Raw genomic sequence first — 17,081 nt, forward strand, 5'->3', positions numbered from 1 at the left:
GCCGTGTGCGCCTTGGCTTCAAAGGCGCGCACGGCACGCCCTACGTTCTCAGGACAAAATTTACACAACGATTCCTAGTTGGATTTTAAAAATGCCTACAATAAATTAAGCTACTCATGTTCATCCTGCACAGCTCCAATAAGACAGAAAACCTGGTCGTTCACCTGACCACAGTCATCGAAAACTCGCCGCTGAGCTCGCCATTTGCAAAAGAAGTTTTCTTGATTCAAAGTCAGGGCATGGAGCGCTGGTTATCACAGCAGTTAGCCAGTCAATTTAAGGTCTGGGGCAATTACGAGTTTTTATTTCCGGGCAAATTTTTCAGCTCCCTGGCGCAAAGCATCGACAGCCGCTTAAGCGACGCGGCTTTTGAGCGTAATTTGATGCATTGGCGGATCGAGGCACTGCTTCGTAGACTTGAGGGAGATGCGTTTTTACCGCTAACGCAATACCTGTCCGGCGAAAATATCGCATTAAAACGCTACCAACTGGCCCAGCAACTGGCGCAGATTTTCGACCAGTACCAGATGATGCGTCCGGATATGCTGGAAATGTGGCAAAAAGGCCAGCTGTTATATCAAACAACAACCGAACGCTGGCAGCAGGCGCTGTGGCTGCAAATAACCGCCCAGACCGGCAACAAGCACCGCGGCTCATTATGGCTGGATGCGATCGCCAAATTGAATAACGCAGAGGAAGGTGCATTCAGTCAGCAGTTACCGGAGCGGATTTCGGTGTTCGGGCTTAACACCATGCCGCCGCTATTTTTAAGCTATCTACAAGGCCTGTCCAAACATTGCCAGCTGCATCTTTTCCTGCTCAATCCAGCCCAGGATTTTTGGGCCGATCTGGCTAGCAAGCGCCAGCGAGCCACCGACGAAGAAAATTTTACCGGCCACCCGTTGCTGTCAACATTAGGCCAGCAAGGCCGTGAGTTTCAGGAAATGTTGCTGGAGCAGGCGCAGTTCGATTTTGATCCGGAAAGCTTCGAACTCAGCGAAGCGCACACCAACCTGCAACGCCTGCAAAACGCTATTTTAAATAACAGCCCGGATGGCGCGGCAGAGCCTTTGCAACAAGATAATTCCATCAGCATTCATGCCTGTCATTCCAAAATGCGCGAAGTGGAGGTGTTAAAAAACCAGCTGCTGCAAACACTGGAAAGCGACCCGACGCTGGAGCTGCGCGATATTGTGGTGATGGCGCCGGATATTCAGCTGTATGAGCCGTTTATTTCCGCAGTTTTCGACGATATTCAACATGCGATTGCGGACCGAAGTTTACGCCTGAGCAATAGCGCACTGGACGCCTTCATCCGTTTTCTGGATTTAAGCCAAAGCCGTTTCGGACGGCAATCTGTGCTCGATTTGCTGGAGCAGCCGGTGGTGTATCCGGGTTTCGGTTTGTCCGAAGTAGACCTGGAACTGATCAAACATTGGCTACAGGATACCCATGTCTGTTGGGGCAAGTCGGCTCAACACAAGCAGGAACTCGGCTTGCCCGAGCTGAGCGAAAATACCTGGCAAGCGGCGCTGGAAAGGTTGCTGATGGGCTATGCTGTAGGCGAGGACGAATATTTTGTTACCTTAGCTTCCGGCGACGTGCTGCCTTACAAGGATATTGAAGGTTCATCGGCGCTGGCATTGGGCGGATTGTGCGATTTTATGCAACTGCTGTTTAAAGCGGATAAGGAACTCAAGCAGGCGAAACCATTAAAAAGCTGGAGCGCCCAGCTTTATTATTACGCCGACCAGTTATTGGCTGCTGCGGAACCGGTCGAACGCCAGCAGCTCAACGAACTGCTGGCCGAATTATCCGCCGAGCCCGCCACCGTGCATAACGACGATGTGGAACTGCAAGTCATCGTCAGCTGGCTGAAAGGCATGGTGGCCGAGCGCAAATCGGCCAACGGTTTTTTACGCGGCCAGCTGACCTTTTGCTCGATGTTGCCGATGCGCTCAATCCCATTCAAGGTGATTGCGCTGTTGGGCATGAATGACGGCGAGTTTCCCAAAGTCGACCGTCACCCGACTTTTGACTTGCTCGCACACAATTTCCGCAAAGGCGACCGCTCGCATCGCGCCGACGACCGCTACCAATTCTTGGAAATCCTGTTATCGGCCAGACAGCAGCTGATTGTGACTTATATCGGTCAATCGATCAGTCACAACGATCCGATTCCGCCGTCGGTGGTTATCAGCGAATTGCTCGAAGTCTTGCCGAGCGGTAACGACCTAATTACCCGGCATCCGTTACAACCGTTCAGTCGGCGCTATTTTGACGGGACAGCGGGTTTGTTCAGTTTTTCGGAAAGCGATTGCGAAACCGCGAAGGCATTGTCCGGCAGGAACGGAGAGGCGGCAGCTCCTGCGAGTATATGGTGGCAAGGCACAATCTCCGAAGACACTGTAGACATGGAAGTGATTGAACTCAGTGAATTGTTCAGTTTTTTCCGGCATCCGCAACGTTATTTCATGCAGCGGCAAATGGACTTGCGCTTTAGTCGCATGGAGATTGCCGCCGAAGAGCGTGAGCCGTTTAGCATTGCAACGCTGGACGCTTACAGTATTTATCACGAATGGATACAGGAAGCGCTAAACGGCAAACCGATGTCGGTAAAAAAGCTCCAGGCGCAAGGCCGCTGGCTGGCCGGTACACCGGGCGAGCTGGAGTTTGAGCGGCAACAAAGAGTGATTAATGACTTTGTCGAGCGGATAAAAGCCAAAAACCTGGGTGAGCGTTTGGACGATCTGCCGATAGACCTGATCGTCAAAGGCTACCGACTGGTGGGTAAACTTGGCAACCGTTATCAAAACGGCAGCCTGTTTTATCGCTACGCCGATCTTAAAGGCAGGGATTTTATCTGCGCGCTGTTGCATCACCTGATTATTAACCACGGGCAGCCGTCCGGGATACTGTCTCCCGATCAGGCTGCGCTGGCTAGAGTCAATGCCGCGGCAATGTCCGGCGTATTCGCGGGCATGCAGCCGACGTTTCTGCTCAGCACCGATGAAGACTTAAGCCTGTTGCCCGAACATTGCCAATCGGATTATCTGGCTGCGTTGATAGAAATCTACCGCTTGGGTCGTAAACAGCCCGATGCGTTTTTTGTCGATCCGGCATTGGCCTATATCAAACAAGCCCATAAGCTGGCAGGCAGCAACCGGGCGTCAAAGTCGGCGCTGGATGCCGCAATCGAACATTTATCCAGAGCCGTCCAGCAGCCGTACGAGCCGGAACTCAGGCGGCTTTACGGTAACGTAGCGGACATCGGGCTGGTATTGGGCGAGTCGTTTGAGCGGCAATGCCAAAGTTTCTTACAACCGGTTTGGGATGCGACGCATTAATGGCGCAGTTGACACTAGAAATGTTGAGCGTTAGATTGGCCTTAACCTTGTTATTCAATAACTGCATTTGCAAGGAGTAAATTATGCAAACATCAAGTATTACTTCAAAAGGTCAGGTCACGATACCTGCCAATATACGCAGATCCTTACACCTTACTCCGGGGCAAAAAGTAAAAGTGAGCTGCGAAAACAATATTATTACCATAACACCGGTTGAAAATGATATCAGCGCGGTATTTGGATTACTGAAAGCGACAAAAACAGTTTCTTTGGCGCAAATGGAGGACGCGATAGCCGAAGCTGCTTGCGATGATTAGTTTAGACACTAATGTCATGGTGCGCATCCTGGTAGATGACCCGCAGTGTCCCGAACAAAATAGCAAAGCGCGGCAAATTGTCAGCAAATATAAAACGGTTTATGTGACTCAAATCGTGCAAGTAGAAACGGTTTGGGTATTAAGCCGGGCTTATGGTTTTTCCAGAACGGACATAGGACGTGTACTGGAAAGCATGCTAAATAACTCAGCTTTTAGATTGGAAAACGAAACGATTTTTGCAGCCGCTTTACAGTTGTACAGCAATTCAAATATTGATTTTGCCGATGCCCTGATTTTACAAAACAGCGTACAACAAAATTTAAAATTGCTTAGTTTTGACAGGAAATTACAAAAACAACAGGGTGTGGTTAGTGTTTGAGTTTTGATTGTGCGCGGGGGAGTTTATGCGGGCAAAAGATTTGATTTTCAAGGTACGGGCTATTAGGTTGTCTAATATTAGTTAGGTATTTTTATGAGAGGTAAAATTATTTTATGAGCAAAGAAAAACAGTCGATTGAAAAGCTTGTGAAAATTTTTGAAGAGGAAAAGCGTTATAAAACCGATATGTTGTTTCGTAACGCCTTTGCTACTGCTTGCTATTTATCACTTCAAGGTGAAGATGTAGCGGCTCAGAAAATATTAACTAGCCTATTTGATTGGCTTGGTTGGGATCGAAGAAAAATATACTTTCTCAATATAAAAAGTACTTTGAGCGAACACGCCAAGGCATATGCCTCTGAAATATCAGCAAATAGTGAGGTTAACAAACTATTTTTTTAATATGGTCAAGGGCCGTAGGGTGCGGTGAGGAACAAACCACACCGTTCGTGTTGCTCGATTGATGCGGTTCACTGCGTTCACCTCATCCTACGGGCTCGCCAGTCTTAGCTCCAGTTGGGCATCTCGGTAAATGAACAGTATCTGTGTAATCTTTGATCTGGACGATACGCTCGTAGATAGCGAGGCGCTCTGCAATCAGGCGTTTCTCGATTTGCTTCCTCAGTTGAGTGAGACGGTCGATTTATTGATCCAGCGGTATCGTGGCAAAAAGTTGGCCCTAATTCTTGCCGATATTGAGAACCGCCTTTGCCAAAAGTTGCCAGATGCGTTTGAACAACATTATCGCCAGCGTGTTACGGAGCTCTTCTCTTGTGAGTTAAAGCCGATGCCCGGAGTCCTTGAAATGCTCGAAGAAACGCACTTTCCCAAGTGCATAGCTTCAAGCGGGCCGCCTTTGAAAATTCGTCAAGCGCTGCAAGTTAGTGGCCTCGCACCTTACTTTGGCGATAGCCTTTTCAGTTCATATGATGTTGGCTCTTGGAAGCCGCAGCCAGGATTATTCCAATACGCAGCCAATGCAATGGGCTATATGCCCAGCCAATGCGTGGTTGTAGAAGATAGTGAAGTGGGAATTCAGGCAGCCGCAGCAGCAGGAATGAAAGCATTCCAGTATGTGCGAAATGGTGAAATGTCGTCATGCGATGACAGAGTGCTGTTTGACGATATGTCGCAGCTTACCCAATTGCTCTATCAATGTGCTAACGAAGTAAGGTGCAATTTGTAGAGCGCAATAGGATCATAGGGAGCAGTGAGGGACGACATTCGCGTTACTCGATTGATGCGGTTCACCTGCGTTCACCTCATCCTACGATCCGTCACATGCGGCTATTAAACATTTTTAGAGGAACCCATGGCATTTTATAATCCGACAACGGCAAAGATGGCGGACTTCATCATCGAAGCAATTGCCTGGTCTTGGGCCGCAGTTGTCGCCTTTGGAATCGGTCCTGAAATACTGTTCCACAATAAAGGCTATAGAGGAGGGGCTCAAGGGCTTCTTTTTAATTATCGGATGGGAGTCTATATCGATATCAAAGATATTGTCGATGCCGGTTGGCTTAGACCAACAATAAAGCCGCGGAGCTAGGCGTCGAACCTTTTCCGGTCATGCAAAAATGGCTGCGTGATTGAATGTAGATCAAAATTCTTTTGTATTTTTAAACCCCGAAATTTTAATTAAACGAATGAGGCTAAGTTATGGCGGAAACCCAAGTCAATCCACAGATTACCGACGCGGTCACCCAAACCAACGTTAAAACCCTAGGTGAGTCGCCGGCGGAAGCCTTGGGCGTTGCCTATCAAACACTGGCTCATTCGACCGGTATGGCGATGGAAAATGCGAAGCAGGCCGAGGCTGGGATGCCGGATATTGACGACAGCACAGCATCAACGGAATAGCCATGTAGACCGGAATAAGTCTAACGGTAGCGATAACTGCACTTCCTGTGCTTGCCTAAGGCTTTCCGTTAGATCCCACGCTCCGACTTGTCTTGATTATTAAGCGTGATAAACTGTATATCAACAAAAAACAGGAGGCGACTTTATGACTGCCATTACATTTGATACCCATAAATTTGTTCGGACACTCAAGGATGCAGGCGTTCCGGAAAGCCAAGCCGAAGCTTTTTCGGAAGCCTTTAAAGAAGCGCAAGGCGAAGCTGATTTAGCAACAAAACATGACATTGATGATTTACGGCGTGACATTGACATTTTGCGCCATGATATGGACGCGCGTTTTATTCAAACCGAACAGCGGCTGGTTATCAAGCTGGGTGGGCTGATGGCGCTTTCTATAAGTGTTGTTGCCGCTCTGGTTAAGCTGCTTTGAGTATTTTCTAACCTTGAACATCTGAAGTAATCTCCCTATGCCCAGTCATTTCTTAACGAGTGTTTGAACGTTTACCGGCCTTTAAGAATAAAATACCTACACAAAGCCATAATAGTTCCATCGCCAGTTCCGCTCCCGGCTTGTTTAAGGTACCGGCCAGCCGGTCAACATAAATCAAACAGACTCCCGGTTTCCATCGAACCATCGATAAAGCGTGGGCAGCATAATCAGCGTTAATAACGTTGAGGTAATCAGTCCGCCGATCACAACGATAGCCAACGGACGCTGGACTTCCGAACCGGGGCCGGTGGCGAACAAAAACGGCACCAGCCCGAGTAGCGCGACGGTGGCGGTCATCATGACCGGACGAAAGCGTTGCGCGCAGCCCTGGCGGATGGCTTCTACTTGGCTGAGCCCGTTGTCGCGCAGATTGCGGATATACGAAACCAGCACCACGCCGTTCAGAACGGCGATTCCCCACAACGCGATAAAGCCTACCGAGGCCGGTACCGACAGGTATTCGCCGCTGATGAATAAAGACACCACGCCGCCGATCGACGCAAACGGCAGTACCAGGATGATTAATGCGGCGAAGCGTAGCGAGTTGAACAGCATGAACAACAGAAAGAAAATCGCGCCGATAGTAATCGGGATGATTATTTTAAGATGGCCCAGTGCGCGTTCCATATTCTGGAATTGTCCGCCCCATTCCAGGTAATAGGCTTCAGGCAGTTTAACCCGGCTGGAAACGGCTTTTTGCAGTTCCGCGACGAAGCCGCCCAAGTCCCTGTCCCTGACGTTAATCGCTACGACGATCCGGCGTTTGCCCATTTCCCTGCTGATTTGCGACGGCCCGTCATTCAGGCGGATGTCAGCCAGATCGCCCAGCGGCACGCGCGCACCGTTGGCCGAAGTCAGCAGAATTGCGTCGATAACTTCGATGCTGTTGCGGAAGCCTTCCGGCAAACGCACTGCGGCCGAGAAGCGCCGTTCGCCTTCGTAGATTTCGGTTGCGGTTTTGCCGCCGATAGCGGTTTCAATCACATCATGAATGTCGGCAACATTGATGCCATGCCGTGCGGTGGCTTCCCGGTTGACGATGATGGATAAATATTGCTGGCCGGTCAGCCGTTCCACCCGGATGTCCTGAGCGCCTTGTATAGTGCCTGCGACGCGGGCAATGTCATTCGCGGTTGCTTTCAAGCGTTCCAGGTCGTCGCCGAAGACTTTCACCGCCAGGTCCGAACGCACGCCGGTGAGCATTTCGTCCACTCGGTCGGAAATCGGCTGCGCCATGACAATCTGTATGCCCGGCAGATTAGCGCTCAGTTTGTCGCGTATCGCATCGGCAATGGTATTCTGGTCCCAACCTTCAGGCCATTGGTCGCGGGGTTTTAAACTGACGATGGGGGTTGATTCGTTCTGACTTTGCGGATCGGCCGGGCTTTCGCCGCGGCCGATATTGGTCACCGCAAGACTCACGCCGGGAATCTCCATGACCATGCGCATCGCCTCCATTTCCATCTTGATGCCTTCTTGCAGCGATATATTCGGTGCCCGGTTGATTGCCGGAACAATCGAGCCTTCCTTCATTTCTGGAATGAAAGAACTGCCCAAAAACGGCATCAGCGCCAAAGTGCCTGCAAACAGGGCCGCAGCCAGAAAAACCACGGCTTTGCTATGTTGCAGAGATAAATCCAACAGCTTGAGGTAAGGCTTTTTCAGGAACGCGATAATGCGCGTGTCGTGTTCTTTTTCATGTTGCCCTTGCAGCAGAAAAGAACATAAAACCGGCGTTAAGGTCAGCGACAGAACCAGTGAAATCAGCAAGGCAATCGCGATGGTATAAGCCAGCGGCGCAAACATCTTGCCTTCCATGCCTTGCAGGGTCATCAGCGGCAAAAATACCAGAATGATAATGCCGACGCCGAACAAAACCGGCGTGGCGACTTCCTGAGCGGCCGCCATGACCACTTGAACCCGGCTACTGGTGCCGCCTTTACGCAGGGTCAACAGGCTGAAGGCGTTTTCGACCACGACGACGGAGCCGTCGACAATCAAGCCGATCGCGATTGCCAGCCCGCCCAACGACATCAGGTTGGCGGAAATACCCAACTGGTTCATCACGATAAAGGTGACCAGCGGCGTGACGATAATGGTACTGACAACGATCAGGCTGGAGCGGATATCGCCGAGAAACAGCAGCAGGATGACAACGACTAACGCGATACCTTCAAGCAGTACCTTGGTGACGGTATGCAGCGCGGCATCGACCAGTTCGCTGCGGTCGTAGTAAGGCACGATTTTGAGATGCTCCGGCAGCATGTTCTTGTCGTTGATTTCCTGCACCTGTTCCTTGATGCGGCTGACCACTTGTTTGGCATTGCCGCCGCGCAGCATCATCACAATGCCGCCGACCGATTCGGTGTAACCGTTTTTTATCACCGCGCCAACCCGCACTTCGTGGCCGATTTTCACCTCGGCGACATCGTGAATATGGATCGGGACGCTGTTTTCCTCTTTGAGCACGATGTTGCCGATGTCGTTGACATCATGAATCAAGCCGACACCGCGGATCAGGTATTGCTCGGCATAATGCGGCAAAACACCGCCGCCGCTGTTGGCGTTATTGCGCGCAAGCGAATTAAACACTTCATTAAGGGTGATATGGTAATGGTGCATACGGTCGGGATTGACCAATACCTGGTATTGCTTGTTATAGCCGCCCTGCGAATTGATTTCCGCCACGCCGGGTATGCCGCGCAATAAAGGGCGCACAACCCAGTCCTGGGTTTCGCGGCGACGCATCAGCTCTTCCGGCGTCAGCGCGCGCTGTCCGTCATCGGCCCGCTCCAGCGTGTATTGATAGACTTCGCCCAACCCTGTGGAAACCGGGCCCAAGATCGGATTGACCCCTTCAGGCATGTTATGGCTGACTTCTATCAAGCGCTCCATGACCAGTTGCCGGGCGAAATAGACATCGGTATTGTCGGTAAACACCAGTGTGATCAGGGATAGCCCGTTTTTATTTAATGAGCGCATTTCGGTAAGGCCGGGCAGGCCTGTCATCGCGATTTCCAGCGGCACGGTAATAAAGCGCTCGACTTCTTCCGGCGAGCGCCCCGACGATTCGGTAGCGATTTGCACCTGCACGTTAGTGACATCGGGAAACGCGTCGACGGACAGCGATTGCAACGCACGGATGCCGAACAGGATCATGCCTGCGGCCAGTGCCATAACCAAAATGCGGTTTTTCAAACTCCCGCGGATCAGGGCTTCAATCATCGCTTACTCCAATTCCTTGCGTTGGCGTTCGCTGTTGAGATGAAACCCGCCTTCGACGACCACCTTATCGCCCAGTTTCAAGCCGCCGAGAATGCGCCGTACATTGCCGTATCGAATGCCCAGTTGCACCGGCCTCAGCTGGAACTCTTCCGGTGCTGTCTCGACGAAAACGTGATCGCTGTCATTGACGCGTATCACGGCTGAATCCGGCAGAACCAGCCCTTGTACGTCCTGTTTGCGAATCAGTAAGGTTGCCAGCATGTGCGGTTTGAAAATACGTTGCGGATTGGGCAGCGCCATACGCACAGTCACGGTGCGCGTATTCGGGTCAACCATGTCGGCCACATAAATCAGGCGGCCGCTCAGCTCTTCTTCCGGCAGGGCGGCAATGGTGACTATCGCTTCATCGCCTTTGCGCACCCAGCTTGCCTGTTGCTCGGGCAGTTCGGCGACCACCCAGACATGGGACAGGTCGGCGACGGTAAACAGCGCATCGGCGGGTTGCACGACTTGGCCGACCATCACGTTGCGCTCAACAACCGTGCCTTGGATGCTGGCTGTAATCGGTAAGAACGAATGGATTTTTTTCTCCTTGGAAAGCCGCTCCAGATCGCTGTCGGACATGCCGAATACACGCAGTTGGTCGGTTGCCGTGCGTAAATCCACGTCGGCCTCATTCAACATGCTTTCTCTTTCCTGAAGCTCGGCGGCTGCGATCACATCACTGGCCAGTAGGCGTTTGGCCCTGTTTACCGCCAGCCGGCGCAAATTGACCTGCGATCCGGTTTTCAGATAAGCCGATTGCGCCAGGCCGAGTTCGGTGCTGTTGAGTATCGCGAGTAGTTCGCCTTTACGGACTTCCTGGCCGAGCACGACATCGGTTTCGGTAATCCGGCCTGTTACCGTTGCGCCGATTTGGGCGACATGCTGCTGATCCAGGTCGACCCGTGCCGGTAAGCGCAATGAATCGCGCACTTGGCCTTCGCCGATGGCAAGGACTTTGATCTGTTTCATCAGGACGGGGGTGGCTTTTACCACCGGTAACGGACTGTCGGCATGGCTTGCCGGGCAGCTTAGCAACAGGAGAAACAGCAGAGGGTAAAATAATGTCATGGTTACAGGTTCTCAAGGTCGGTGGCGCGTAAACGGTCAAGATCAATCAGTGCGGCCTGGCGGTCGAAACGGGCGTTCAGGTAATCGCTACGAACGCTGCGGTAGGTGCGTTGGGCGTCGAGATAATCGATAATGCCGCGCTCGCCCAGGCGATAGGCGGATTCGGCGACTTTCAGCACGGTTTCGGCTTGTTTCAGTAAACCGGCATCGAAAGTTTCAACCTGGCGTTGGGCGATTCGGTAGCGATTGTAAGCATTTTCCAGCTCGCGTATAACCGAGAACTCCTGCTGGCTGGCCAATGCCTCCGCTTGCCGCAGTTCCGCTTCCGCCTCGCCGATCGGGCCTTGACGCTGATTCCATAATGGCAACGGCACGATAATGTTAATCCGCCATTGCTCAAGTCCGGGATCTCTTTCCGCGCCCGCTTTCAAAGTCGGTTGCGGATAGCGCAGGTTTTGCTCGAGTTTGACTCTGGCCGAGGCTTTTTCAATTTCCGCACGAAACTGCTGCAAGATCGGCTGCTTGTTGAGCACTTCGTCGCGCAAATTTTCCAGCGGCGGCAATGACGTTAATGGTGCGGGTAAATCGCCTTCTGTTTCATACTGGTGCGGTAAAGCCGGGCCGAACATCATGCGAAGAGCCGATTTTGCATCATCCACCCTCGTCTCCGCACTTTCCCGTAATTTCTGCGCATTGAGTGCTTCCGCTTCCGATTTGACCTGTTCATAGCGGGGCGCTTCGCCGACTTCAACCTTGAGCTTGATTCGGTCGCGTATTTGGGTAAGTAATTGTTCGTTGTCCTTGCTGATTTGCAGTTCCGCCTGACGGCGTAAAATTTCATAAAACGCCAGCCGGACCTGGCTGCGCACAGTTAGCCAGACATGGCGGTTGGCTTCGTCTGCCGAGGTAATGCCGGCTTCGGCGACCTTGCGTCGCGCCTCTCTTACGAACGGCAGGTCTAACGCTTGAGAGATGAAAATCTGTTCATTAGGGCCGTTAAGTGCGCCCTGGCCGATGCCGGTTGAAGAACCTCCGCCGACTTCCAGCTCCGGATTGGGATAGGCGCGGGATGTGACCAATGCCGCCTGTGCCGAGTCCTGGCGCGCTTTGGCATTGGCTAATGACGGGTTATATGTTTCAAGCAGGCTAAGTACTTGGGCCAAGGTCAGCGTTTGTGCAGACAGGCTATTGTGCCAAAAAACGCTTAGTATAAGGATGAGAGCAAGGTGCGGCGGAGTTGGTAGAACAGGAAGATAAAATAATTTTCCGGGCCTTCGCATAGTTTTGTGGTCCAAGTTAAGTTATTGAGAGTGATCCTCTATCAATTGAATCAAAAAGAAAAAAATCCGCAGGCTTTACCGGGGCAACGATTTTATTTACCCGACGGATTGGGTAATGCCGGGTTATTGAGTCAAAATCAGTCGGGCTGAGAAACCGGAAAGCTAGTGGATCTTCTAATTTTCTAAAAATTACAAGCAGTTCTTGTACCAAGTAATTTATGGAGGCCGGTTAGCTGTAATACTCTGCGTTGAGAACTCAAGCCTGCCTGATCGTTGAGGCCTGTAGATCATTAAATTTTAGCCCGGTCATTCAGTACCACGACAGCCTCGTGTTTTTTGATTTTTTCCTTGCCGTATAAGTCGATGAGCTCAACGCTAATGTTGTCATCCGGTGCCGTAGCCAGAAAATCCTCGATGGTTTCAAGGATGTCATGATCGATAAATCTGGCTTTGCTCGCATCAATAGTTACCGTGCTGTCAGCATCAATACGCAGGATGAACTTTCTGAGCAGAGCCTTGTTCAGGAAAGAAACGTCTTTATTCAATGACAATACATAATGCGCCCCGTCCTGGATCAATGTAATTGCCGCAGAATAATTGGCTTTGATCACAAAAAACAAACCAAAAGCCAAGCCGATGGCCATGCCTTTTAATAAATCGGTCAGCAGAATCGCAAGCACAGTGATCACAAAAGGCAGCAGTTGGCTCATGCCTTTTCGGTAAAATTCTATAAACAACGCCGGTTTGGCCAGTTTATAACCGGTATGCAGCAGGATGGCCGATAAACAGGCCAGCGGGATGTAATTTAGGTAATAGGCGAAAAACATCACGCTCAGCAGTAAACACCAGCCGTGAATAAAACACGACAGGCTGGTTTGTCCGCCCGCGTTGATGTTGGCCGAGCTTCGGACAATAACGGCCGTAATGGGCAAGCCGCCCAGTAATCCGCTGATAATGTTGCCTATGCCTTGCGCTTTTAGTTCCCGGTTGGTTGGGGCGAGTCGCTTCAACGGGTCGAGTTTATCGGTCGCTTCAAGGCTTAACAGCGTTTCCAGGCTGGCAATGATCGCCAGCGTCACGGCAATCATATAAATCTGCGGATTAGCCAGGTAGCTAAAATCCGGGAATATAAAATTGTTGAAAAAATCGGCGGCTTGTTCCGAGATCGGTAATTTGACCAGATGTTTTTCGCTGACAGCCCAAGCGGGTACGAACCGGGTAGTGAATAAGTTGTAGCCGACTCCCCAGGCCACCGCGACCAACGGGCCGGGAATCAGTTTTAATAATGACTGTTTTTTAAACCAGGGCATTTCCCAAATAACCAACAATAACAACGCAACCGCGCTGATAATCACAGCGCCCGGACTAATGCCGCTAAATGCATCGAATAGCTCAAGAAAGCTCGACTCGGCTGTTTCCCTCATATAACTTTCATCGCCTTCATAGCTGGTGTCGTAGCCGGTGGCGTGAGGAATTTGCTTGATGATCAAAATCAAGCCGATCGCCGCCAACATGCCTTTGATGACGGCGGAGGGAAAAAAAGCGCCGATGATCCCCGCTCTCAGGTAGCCCAGCGCGAGTTGGATGATGCCCGCCAGAACGCAGGCGACCAGTAAGCCCTGAAAACTGCCGAGGGTTTCAATCGCGTTGAACACAATGACGGTAAGACCAGCGGCAGGTCCTGAAACGCTAAGTTGCGAGCCGCTTAGCCAGGACACTATCAGTCCGCCGACCAAACCCGCAATCAACCCGGAAAATAACGGTGCGCCGGAGGCCAGCGCAATGCCCAGGCATAACGGCAGAGCGACCAGGAACACTACGATTCCGGCAGGAAAATCGTCTTTTAGATGGCGGAAATAATATTGGGCATGTTTGTGAATCATATAAATAATCCTTTAATTTTGAATGAGGAACATTGTCCAGCCGCAGCGTTTTGCTTTCATATCCGCAACGCAATCGGGCTATGTCGATCCACTGCCTTAAGTTGTAACGGCGGATTTTGATATTCGTCTGCAAAGGTTTCACTCGTCAATATTAAAGTCTCATCATAAAAGCTGACTCTGCCTGTTGTAATGTCATGATTGGCGCCGACAATTCCAATCGCACCGGTTTTAATCATCTCCTTTAAAATAGGGCTGCGTTCCATAATGGCATCCACTGTTCTTTTTATATTAATGGCGGTTACTTTTTCAACAAACTCATCGTTGCTTGAGTTGCGATTCTCCAGTACGGATTTTTCAGCATAAACCGCAGGCTGTATTTTGTTTAATAGCGCTGTCAGGTTGCCCATTTCCATATAGTCGCAAGCGCCTTTTATCGCGCCGCATTTGGTATGGCCCAAAACTACGATGATTTTAGCGCCGGCTATTTTGCAGCCGAACTCCATGCTGCCTAGAATATCTTCATTAATAATATTGCCGGCAATGCGAATGCTGAACACATCCCCTAAGCCTTGGTCAAAAACCAGCTCAACCGAGGTACGGGAATCGATGCAGCTCAAAATAACCGCAAACGGATGCTGGCCGTCGGATGTTTCATTTGCCTGTTGCAACAGGTTACGGTTTACTTTAAGGTTGTTTATGAATCTTTTATTGCCTTCTTTAAGTAAGTCCAATGCCATTGTCGGCGTTATAGACGCTTGTATTTCTTTAGTTAAAGTTTTCATTTGTTTCCCCAATCTTTACGATAGTTTTAAATTTAAGCAGCGTGTGCCGGTTATTTCGATGACAGTTATCCTAGTCCTTTAACCTTTCAAGAACCTTTCACAACTTCCTGAGTCTATGAACATTTTATTAATAGAAGACGATGCCGTTCTGGCCGACGGCTTGACTCACACCTTGAGCGGTAGCGGTTATTCGGTGACTTCCGCCACGACCGGCGCTTACGCAGACCAGCTGCTCCAGGCGCAAAGTTTCGATTTAATCGTGCTGGATTTGGGCTTGCCGGATATGGACGGCCTGGAACTGTTGCGCAAGCTTCGCAGCCGTAAAATTCCGTTGCCGATTTTGATTTTGACCGCACGTGACGGTGTTAACGACAGGATCAACGGTATTGAGCAGGGCGCTGACGACTATATGACCAAACCTTTCGAATTGAGGGAATTGGAAGCTAGGGTTCATGCATTGATCCGGCGTTGTTACGGCGGCTTTAGTAACGATATTGTGATCGGCCGCCTGGCGTTGGACACACATAATCATCAAGTCCTGGTAGACGGACAGGCGATTAGCTTGTCGGTGCGGGAGTACGGCCTTTTGGAAATCATGCTGATGCAGGCCGGAAAAGTCGTTTGCAAAGACCGCATTGCGCAGCGCCTGGCCGTGGATGGCGATGCGCTGACCGATAATGCCGTTGAAATTTATGTGCATCGGCTGCGCAAACGTATTGAGCCGTATGGTGCGGTGATCAGGACAGTGCGCGGACTCGGCTATTTACTGGAGCGTTCAGCGGATGAGTAAGCAGCGCAGCCTAAAAACGGAAATTCTTTTACGCCTGGCCGTTCCGTTGATTTTTTTTATCAGCATCGAATCCGTCCTGTCTTATTTTGTCACCCTGCATCATGTCGATGTGGCTTATGACCGTTGGCTGCTCGATTCCGCGCGCTCGTTAACCCAGGAAATCAAAGTACGCAAAGGCAAGATATTCGTGGAATTGCCCCCCGCCGCGTTAGAGATTTTTAAATGGGATGAATCGGACAAAACCTATTTCAAAATCATCTCGGAAGAAAAAGGCGTGATAGCGGGCGATAAATTCGTTCCCGAGCCGTTGGATTCGAAAACCGATTGGACGCGTCCCGTTTATTTTGACGACGAGATGTATGGCGAACCGGTCAGGGTGGTGTCGATGCTGATTGCGCCTGAGAACACCTCGGAAAAGGTATTTGTCCATGTTGCGGAGACTTTAAATAAACGGCGGAATATGATGATGGATATTTTGCTGGCCGACCTTGTGCCGCAGATGGCATTGGTCCTGCTCGCAGGCATTTATCTGGTCGTGGGCGTAAAACGCGGATTGCAACCGTTGCATACATTGGCTGATGAAATTGCACAGCGTTCATCGCGCGATTTACGGCCCATTCCGGAGCAGCATGTTTTTCTGGAAGTGCGGGCGCTGACCGATACCATCAATGATTTATTGGAACGCTTGGGCTTAGCCATCGCAACCCAGCAACGATTTATTGCCAATGCCGCACATCAATTACGCACCCCGCTGGCGGGTCTTAAACTGCAAGTCGAACGCGCACAGCGTGAACAAGACCTGTCGGCCATGAAGCCCGCCTTGACGCATATCCAGGGCTGCGCCGATCGCATGTCGCATCTGACTACTCAATTATTGGTTTTAGCCAGATCGGAACCGATCAATGGCGATTATGAATTACGGCAAGTGGATTTATGCAAGCTGTCCAAAGAAACCTGCATGGACTGGGTGCCTAAAGCGTTGCAGCGGCATATGGAACTTGGTTTTGAAGGCTTGGAAAAGCCGCTGTACGTGCGCGGCGATGAAATTTTGTTGCAGGAATTACTGGCTAATTTACTGGATAACGCCATTTGTTATGGCCATGATCAGGGCAATATCATGGTTAAAGTCGAGCGTTATCCATCGCCTCGACTGAGCGTCGAAGATGACGGTTCAGGCATACCCGAGGTTGAAATAGACCGGGTTTTCGAGCGCTTTTACCGTATCCCCGGAAGCCCTGGCGACGGTTGCGGTCTAGGGCTGGCAATCGTCAAGGAAATTGCCGACCTGCATAAGGCGCAGCTTAAATTAAGCCGCGCCGGTACGGCAGGCGGCACCCGAATCGAGCTGGTTTTTAACAAACCGTAACGATCAGTACACTTGCCCATAAGACCTATATTATTCTCGGCCCACGTTTTCGAAACGATTTTTCCATGCGGTTAAGCCAAGGACTTAATCCATTGTAGGTGCGAATTTATTCGCGTTTTTATACTTACTTGGTGCGCGAATAAATTCGCACCCAACCATGTAATTATTTTCGGTTTCACTTAACGGCAGCGTCACCTAGTGTTTAATTGCATTAATAGCATTAGATATAGGTTATAGTTGGCGTTATGCC

At 50.6% G+C, this 17,081-nt stretch carries 15 protein-coding genes; 10 read left to right on the forward strand and 5 right to left on the reverse strand.

All coding sequences use genetic code 11. From position 1 onward, the window contains the following. Window positions 1-116 precede the first annotated feature (116 nt). From recC to V7051_RS07495, 8 genes are all read left to right on the forward strand, one after another. Complete coding sequence (recC, locus tag V7051_RS07460; protein ID WP_333874313.1) at window positions 117-3,347, forward strand: exodeoxyribonuclease V subunit gamma; 3,231 nt, start codon at window positions 117-119, stop codon at window positions 3,345-3,347. An 83-nt stretch (window positions 3,348-3,430) separates the two neighbouring features. Further along, entirely contained in the window at window positions 3,431-3,664 is a 234-nt protein-coding gene (locus V7051_RS07465; RefSeq protein ID WP_333874314.1) for an AbrB/MazE/SpoVT family DNA-binding domain-containing protein, read from the forward strand. Then, the gene (locus V7051_RS07470; RefSeq protein ID WP_333874315.1) at window positions 3,657-4,043 is read left to right on the forward strand and encodes a PIN domain-containing protein; all 387 of its coding nucleotides are present in this window, start codon (window positions 3,657-3,659) and stop codon (window positions 4,041-4,043) included. Before V7051_RS07465 ends, V7051_RS07470 begins: the two co-directional genes overlap by 8 nt. A gap of 113 nt (window positions 4,044-4,156) precedes the next feature. After that, window positions 4,157-4,444, forward strand: coding sequence for a hypothetical protein (locus V7051_RS07475; protein ID WP_333874316.1), 288 nt, complete (start codon window positions 4,157-4,159; stop codon window positions 4,442-4,444). A gap of 130 nt (window positions 4,445-4,574) precedes the next feature. After that, complete coding sequence (locus tag V7051_RS07480; protein ID WP_333874317.1) at window positions 4,575-5,228, forward strand: HAD-IA family hydrolase; 654 nt, start codon at window positions 4,575-4,577, stop codon at window positions 5,226-5,228. Window positions 5,229-5,354: 126 nt separating this feature from the next. Beyond that, the gene (locus tag V7051_RS07485) at window positions 5,355-5,591 is read left to right on the forward strand and encodes a hypothetical protein (protein WP_333874318.1); all 237 of its coding nucleotides are present in this window, start codon (window positions 5,355-5,357) and stop codon (window positions 5,589-5,591) included. A 110-nt stretch (window positions 5,592-5,701) separates the two neighbouring features. After that, entirely contained in the window at window positions 5,702-5,902 is a 201-nt protein-coding gene (locus V7051_RS07490; protein ID WP_333874319.1) for a RebB family R body protein, read from the forward strand. Window positions 5,903-6,047: 145 nt separating this feature from the next. Beyond that, the gene (locus V7051_RS07495; protein WP_333874320.1) at window positions 6,048-6,332 is read left to right on the forward strand and encodes a DUF1640 domain-containing protein; all 285 of its coding nucleotides are present in this window, start codon (window positions 6,048-6,050) and stop codon (window positions 6,330-6,332) included. A gap of 174 nt (window positions 6,333-6,506) precedes the next feature. Here the strand turns inward: V7051_RS07495 and V7051_RS07500 are convergent, their stop codons facing one another. From V7051_RS07500 to V7051_RS07520, 5 genes are all read right to left on the reverse strand, one after another. After that, on the reverse strand, window positions 6,507-9,617 hold the full coding sequence (locus tag V7051_RS07500; RefSeq protein WP_333874321.1) for an efflux RND transporter permease subunit: 3,111 nt from the start codon (window positions 9,615-9,617) through the stop codon (window positions 6,507-6,509). Between the two features lie 3 nt (window positions 9,618-9,620). Next, window positions 9,621-10,730, reverse strand: coding sequence for an efflux RND transporter periplasmic adaptor subunit (locus V7051_RS07505; protein WP_333874322.1), 1,110 nt, complete (start codon window positions 10,728-10,730; stop codon window positions 9,621-9,623). Between the two features lie 2 nt (window positions 10,731-10,732). After that, window positions 10,733-11,893, reverse strand: a complete 1,161-nt coding sequence (locus V7051_RS07510; protein WP_333874323.1) for a TolC family protein — start codon at window positions 11,891-11,893, stop codon at window positions 10,733-10,735. Window positions 11,894-12,300: 407 nt separating this feature from the next. Next, on the reverse strand, window positions 12,301-13,893 hold the full coding sequence (locus tag V7051_RS07515) for a SulP family inorganic anion transporter (RefSeq protein WP_333874324.1): 1,593 nt from the start codon (window positions 13,891-13,893) through the stop codon (window positions 12,301-12,303). 56 nt (window positions 13,894-13,949) lie between these two features. Continuing rightward, window positions 13,950-14,675, reverse strand: a complete 726-nt coding sequence (locus V7051_RS07520) for a carbonic anhydrase family protein (RefSeq protein WP_333874325.1) — start codon at window positions 14,673-14,675, stop codon at window positions 13,950-13,952. A 115-nt stretch (window positions 14,676-14,790) separates the two neighbouring features. Between V7051_RS07520 and V7051_RS07525 the strand changes: the two genes are divergently transcribed. Both V7051_RS07525 and V7051_RS07530 read left to right on the forward strand, forming a co-directional pair. Then, window positions 14,791-15,465 carry a response regulator transcription factor gene (locus V7051_RS07525; RefSeq protein WP_333874326.1) on the forward strand — a complete coding sequence of 225 codons (675 nt, stop codon included), beginning with the start codon at window positions 14,791-14,793 and terminating at the stop codon, window positions 15,463-15,465. Next, window positions 15,458-16,831 carry a sensor histidine kinase gene (locus V7051_RS07530; RefSeq protein ID WP_333874327.1) on the forward strand — a complete coding sequence of 458 codons (1,374 nt, stop codon included), beginning with the start codon at window positions 15,458-15,460 and terminating at the stop codon, window positions 16,829-16,831. The genes V7051_RS07525 and V7051_RS07530 overlap by 8 nt, the downstream gene beginning before the upstream one ends. Window positions 16,832-17,081: the final 250 nt, after the last annotated feature.

This window comes from Methylobacter sp. (assembly GCF_036845245.1).
Lineage (GTDB): Bacteria > Pseudomonadota > Gammaproteobacteria > Methylococcales > Methylomonadaceae > Methylobacter_A.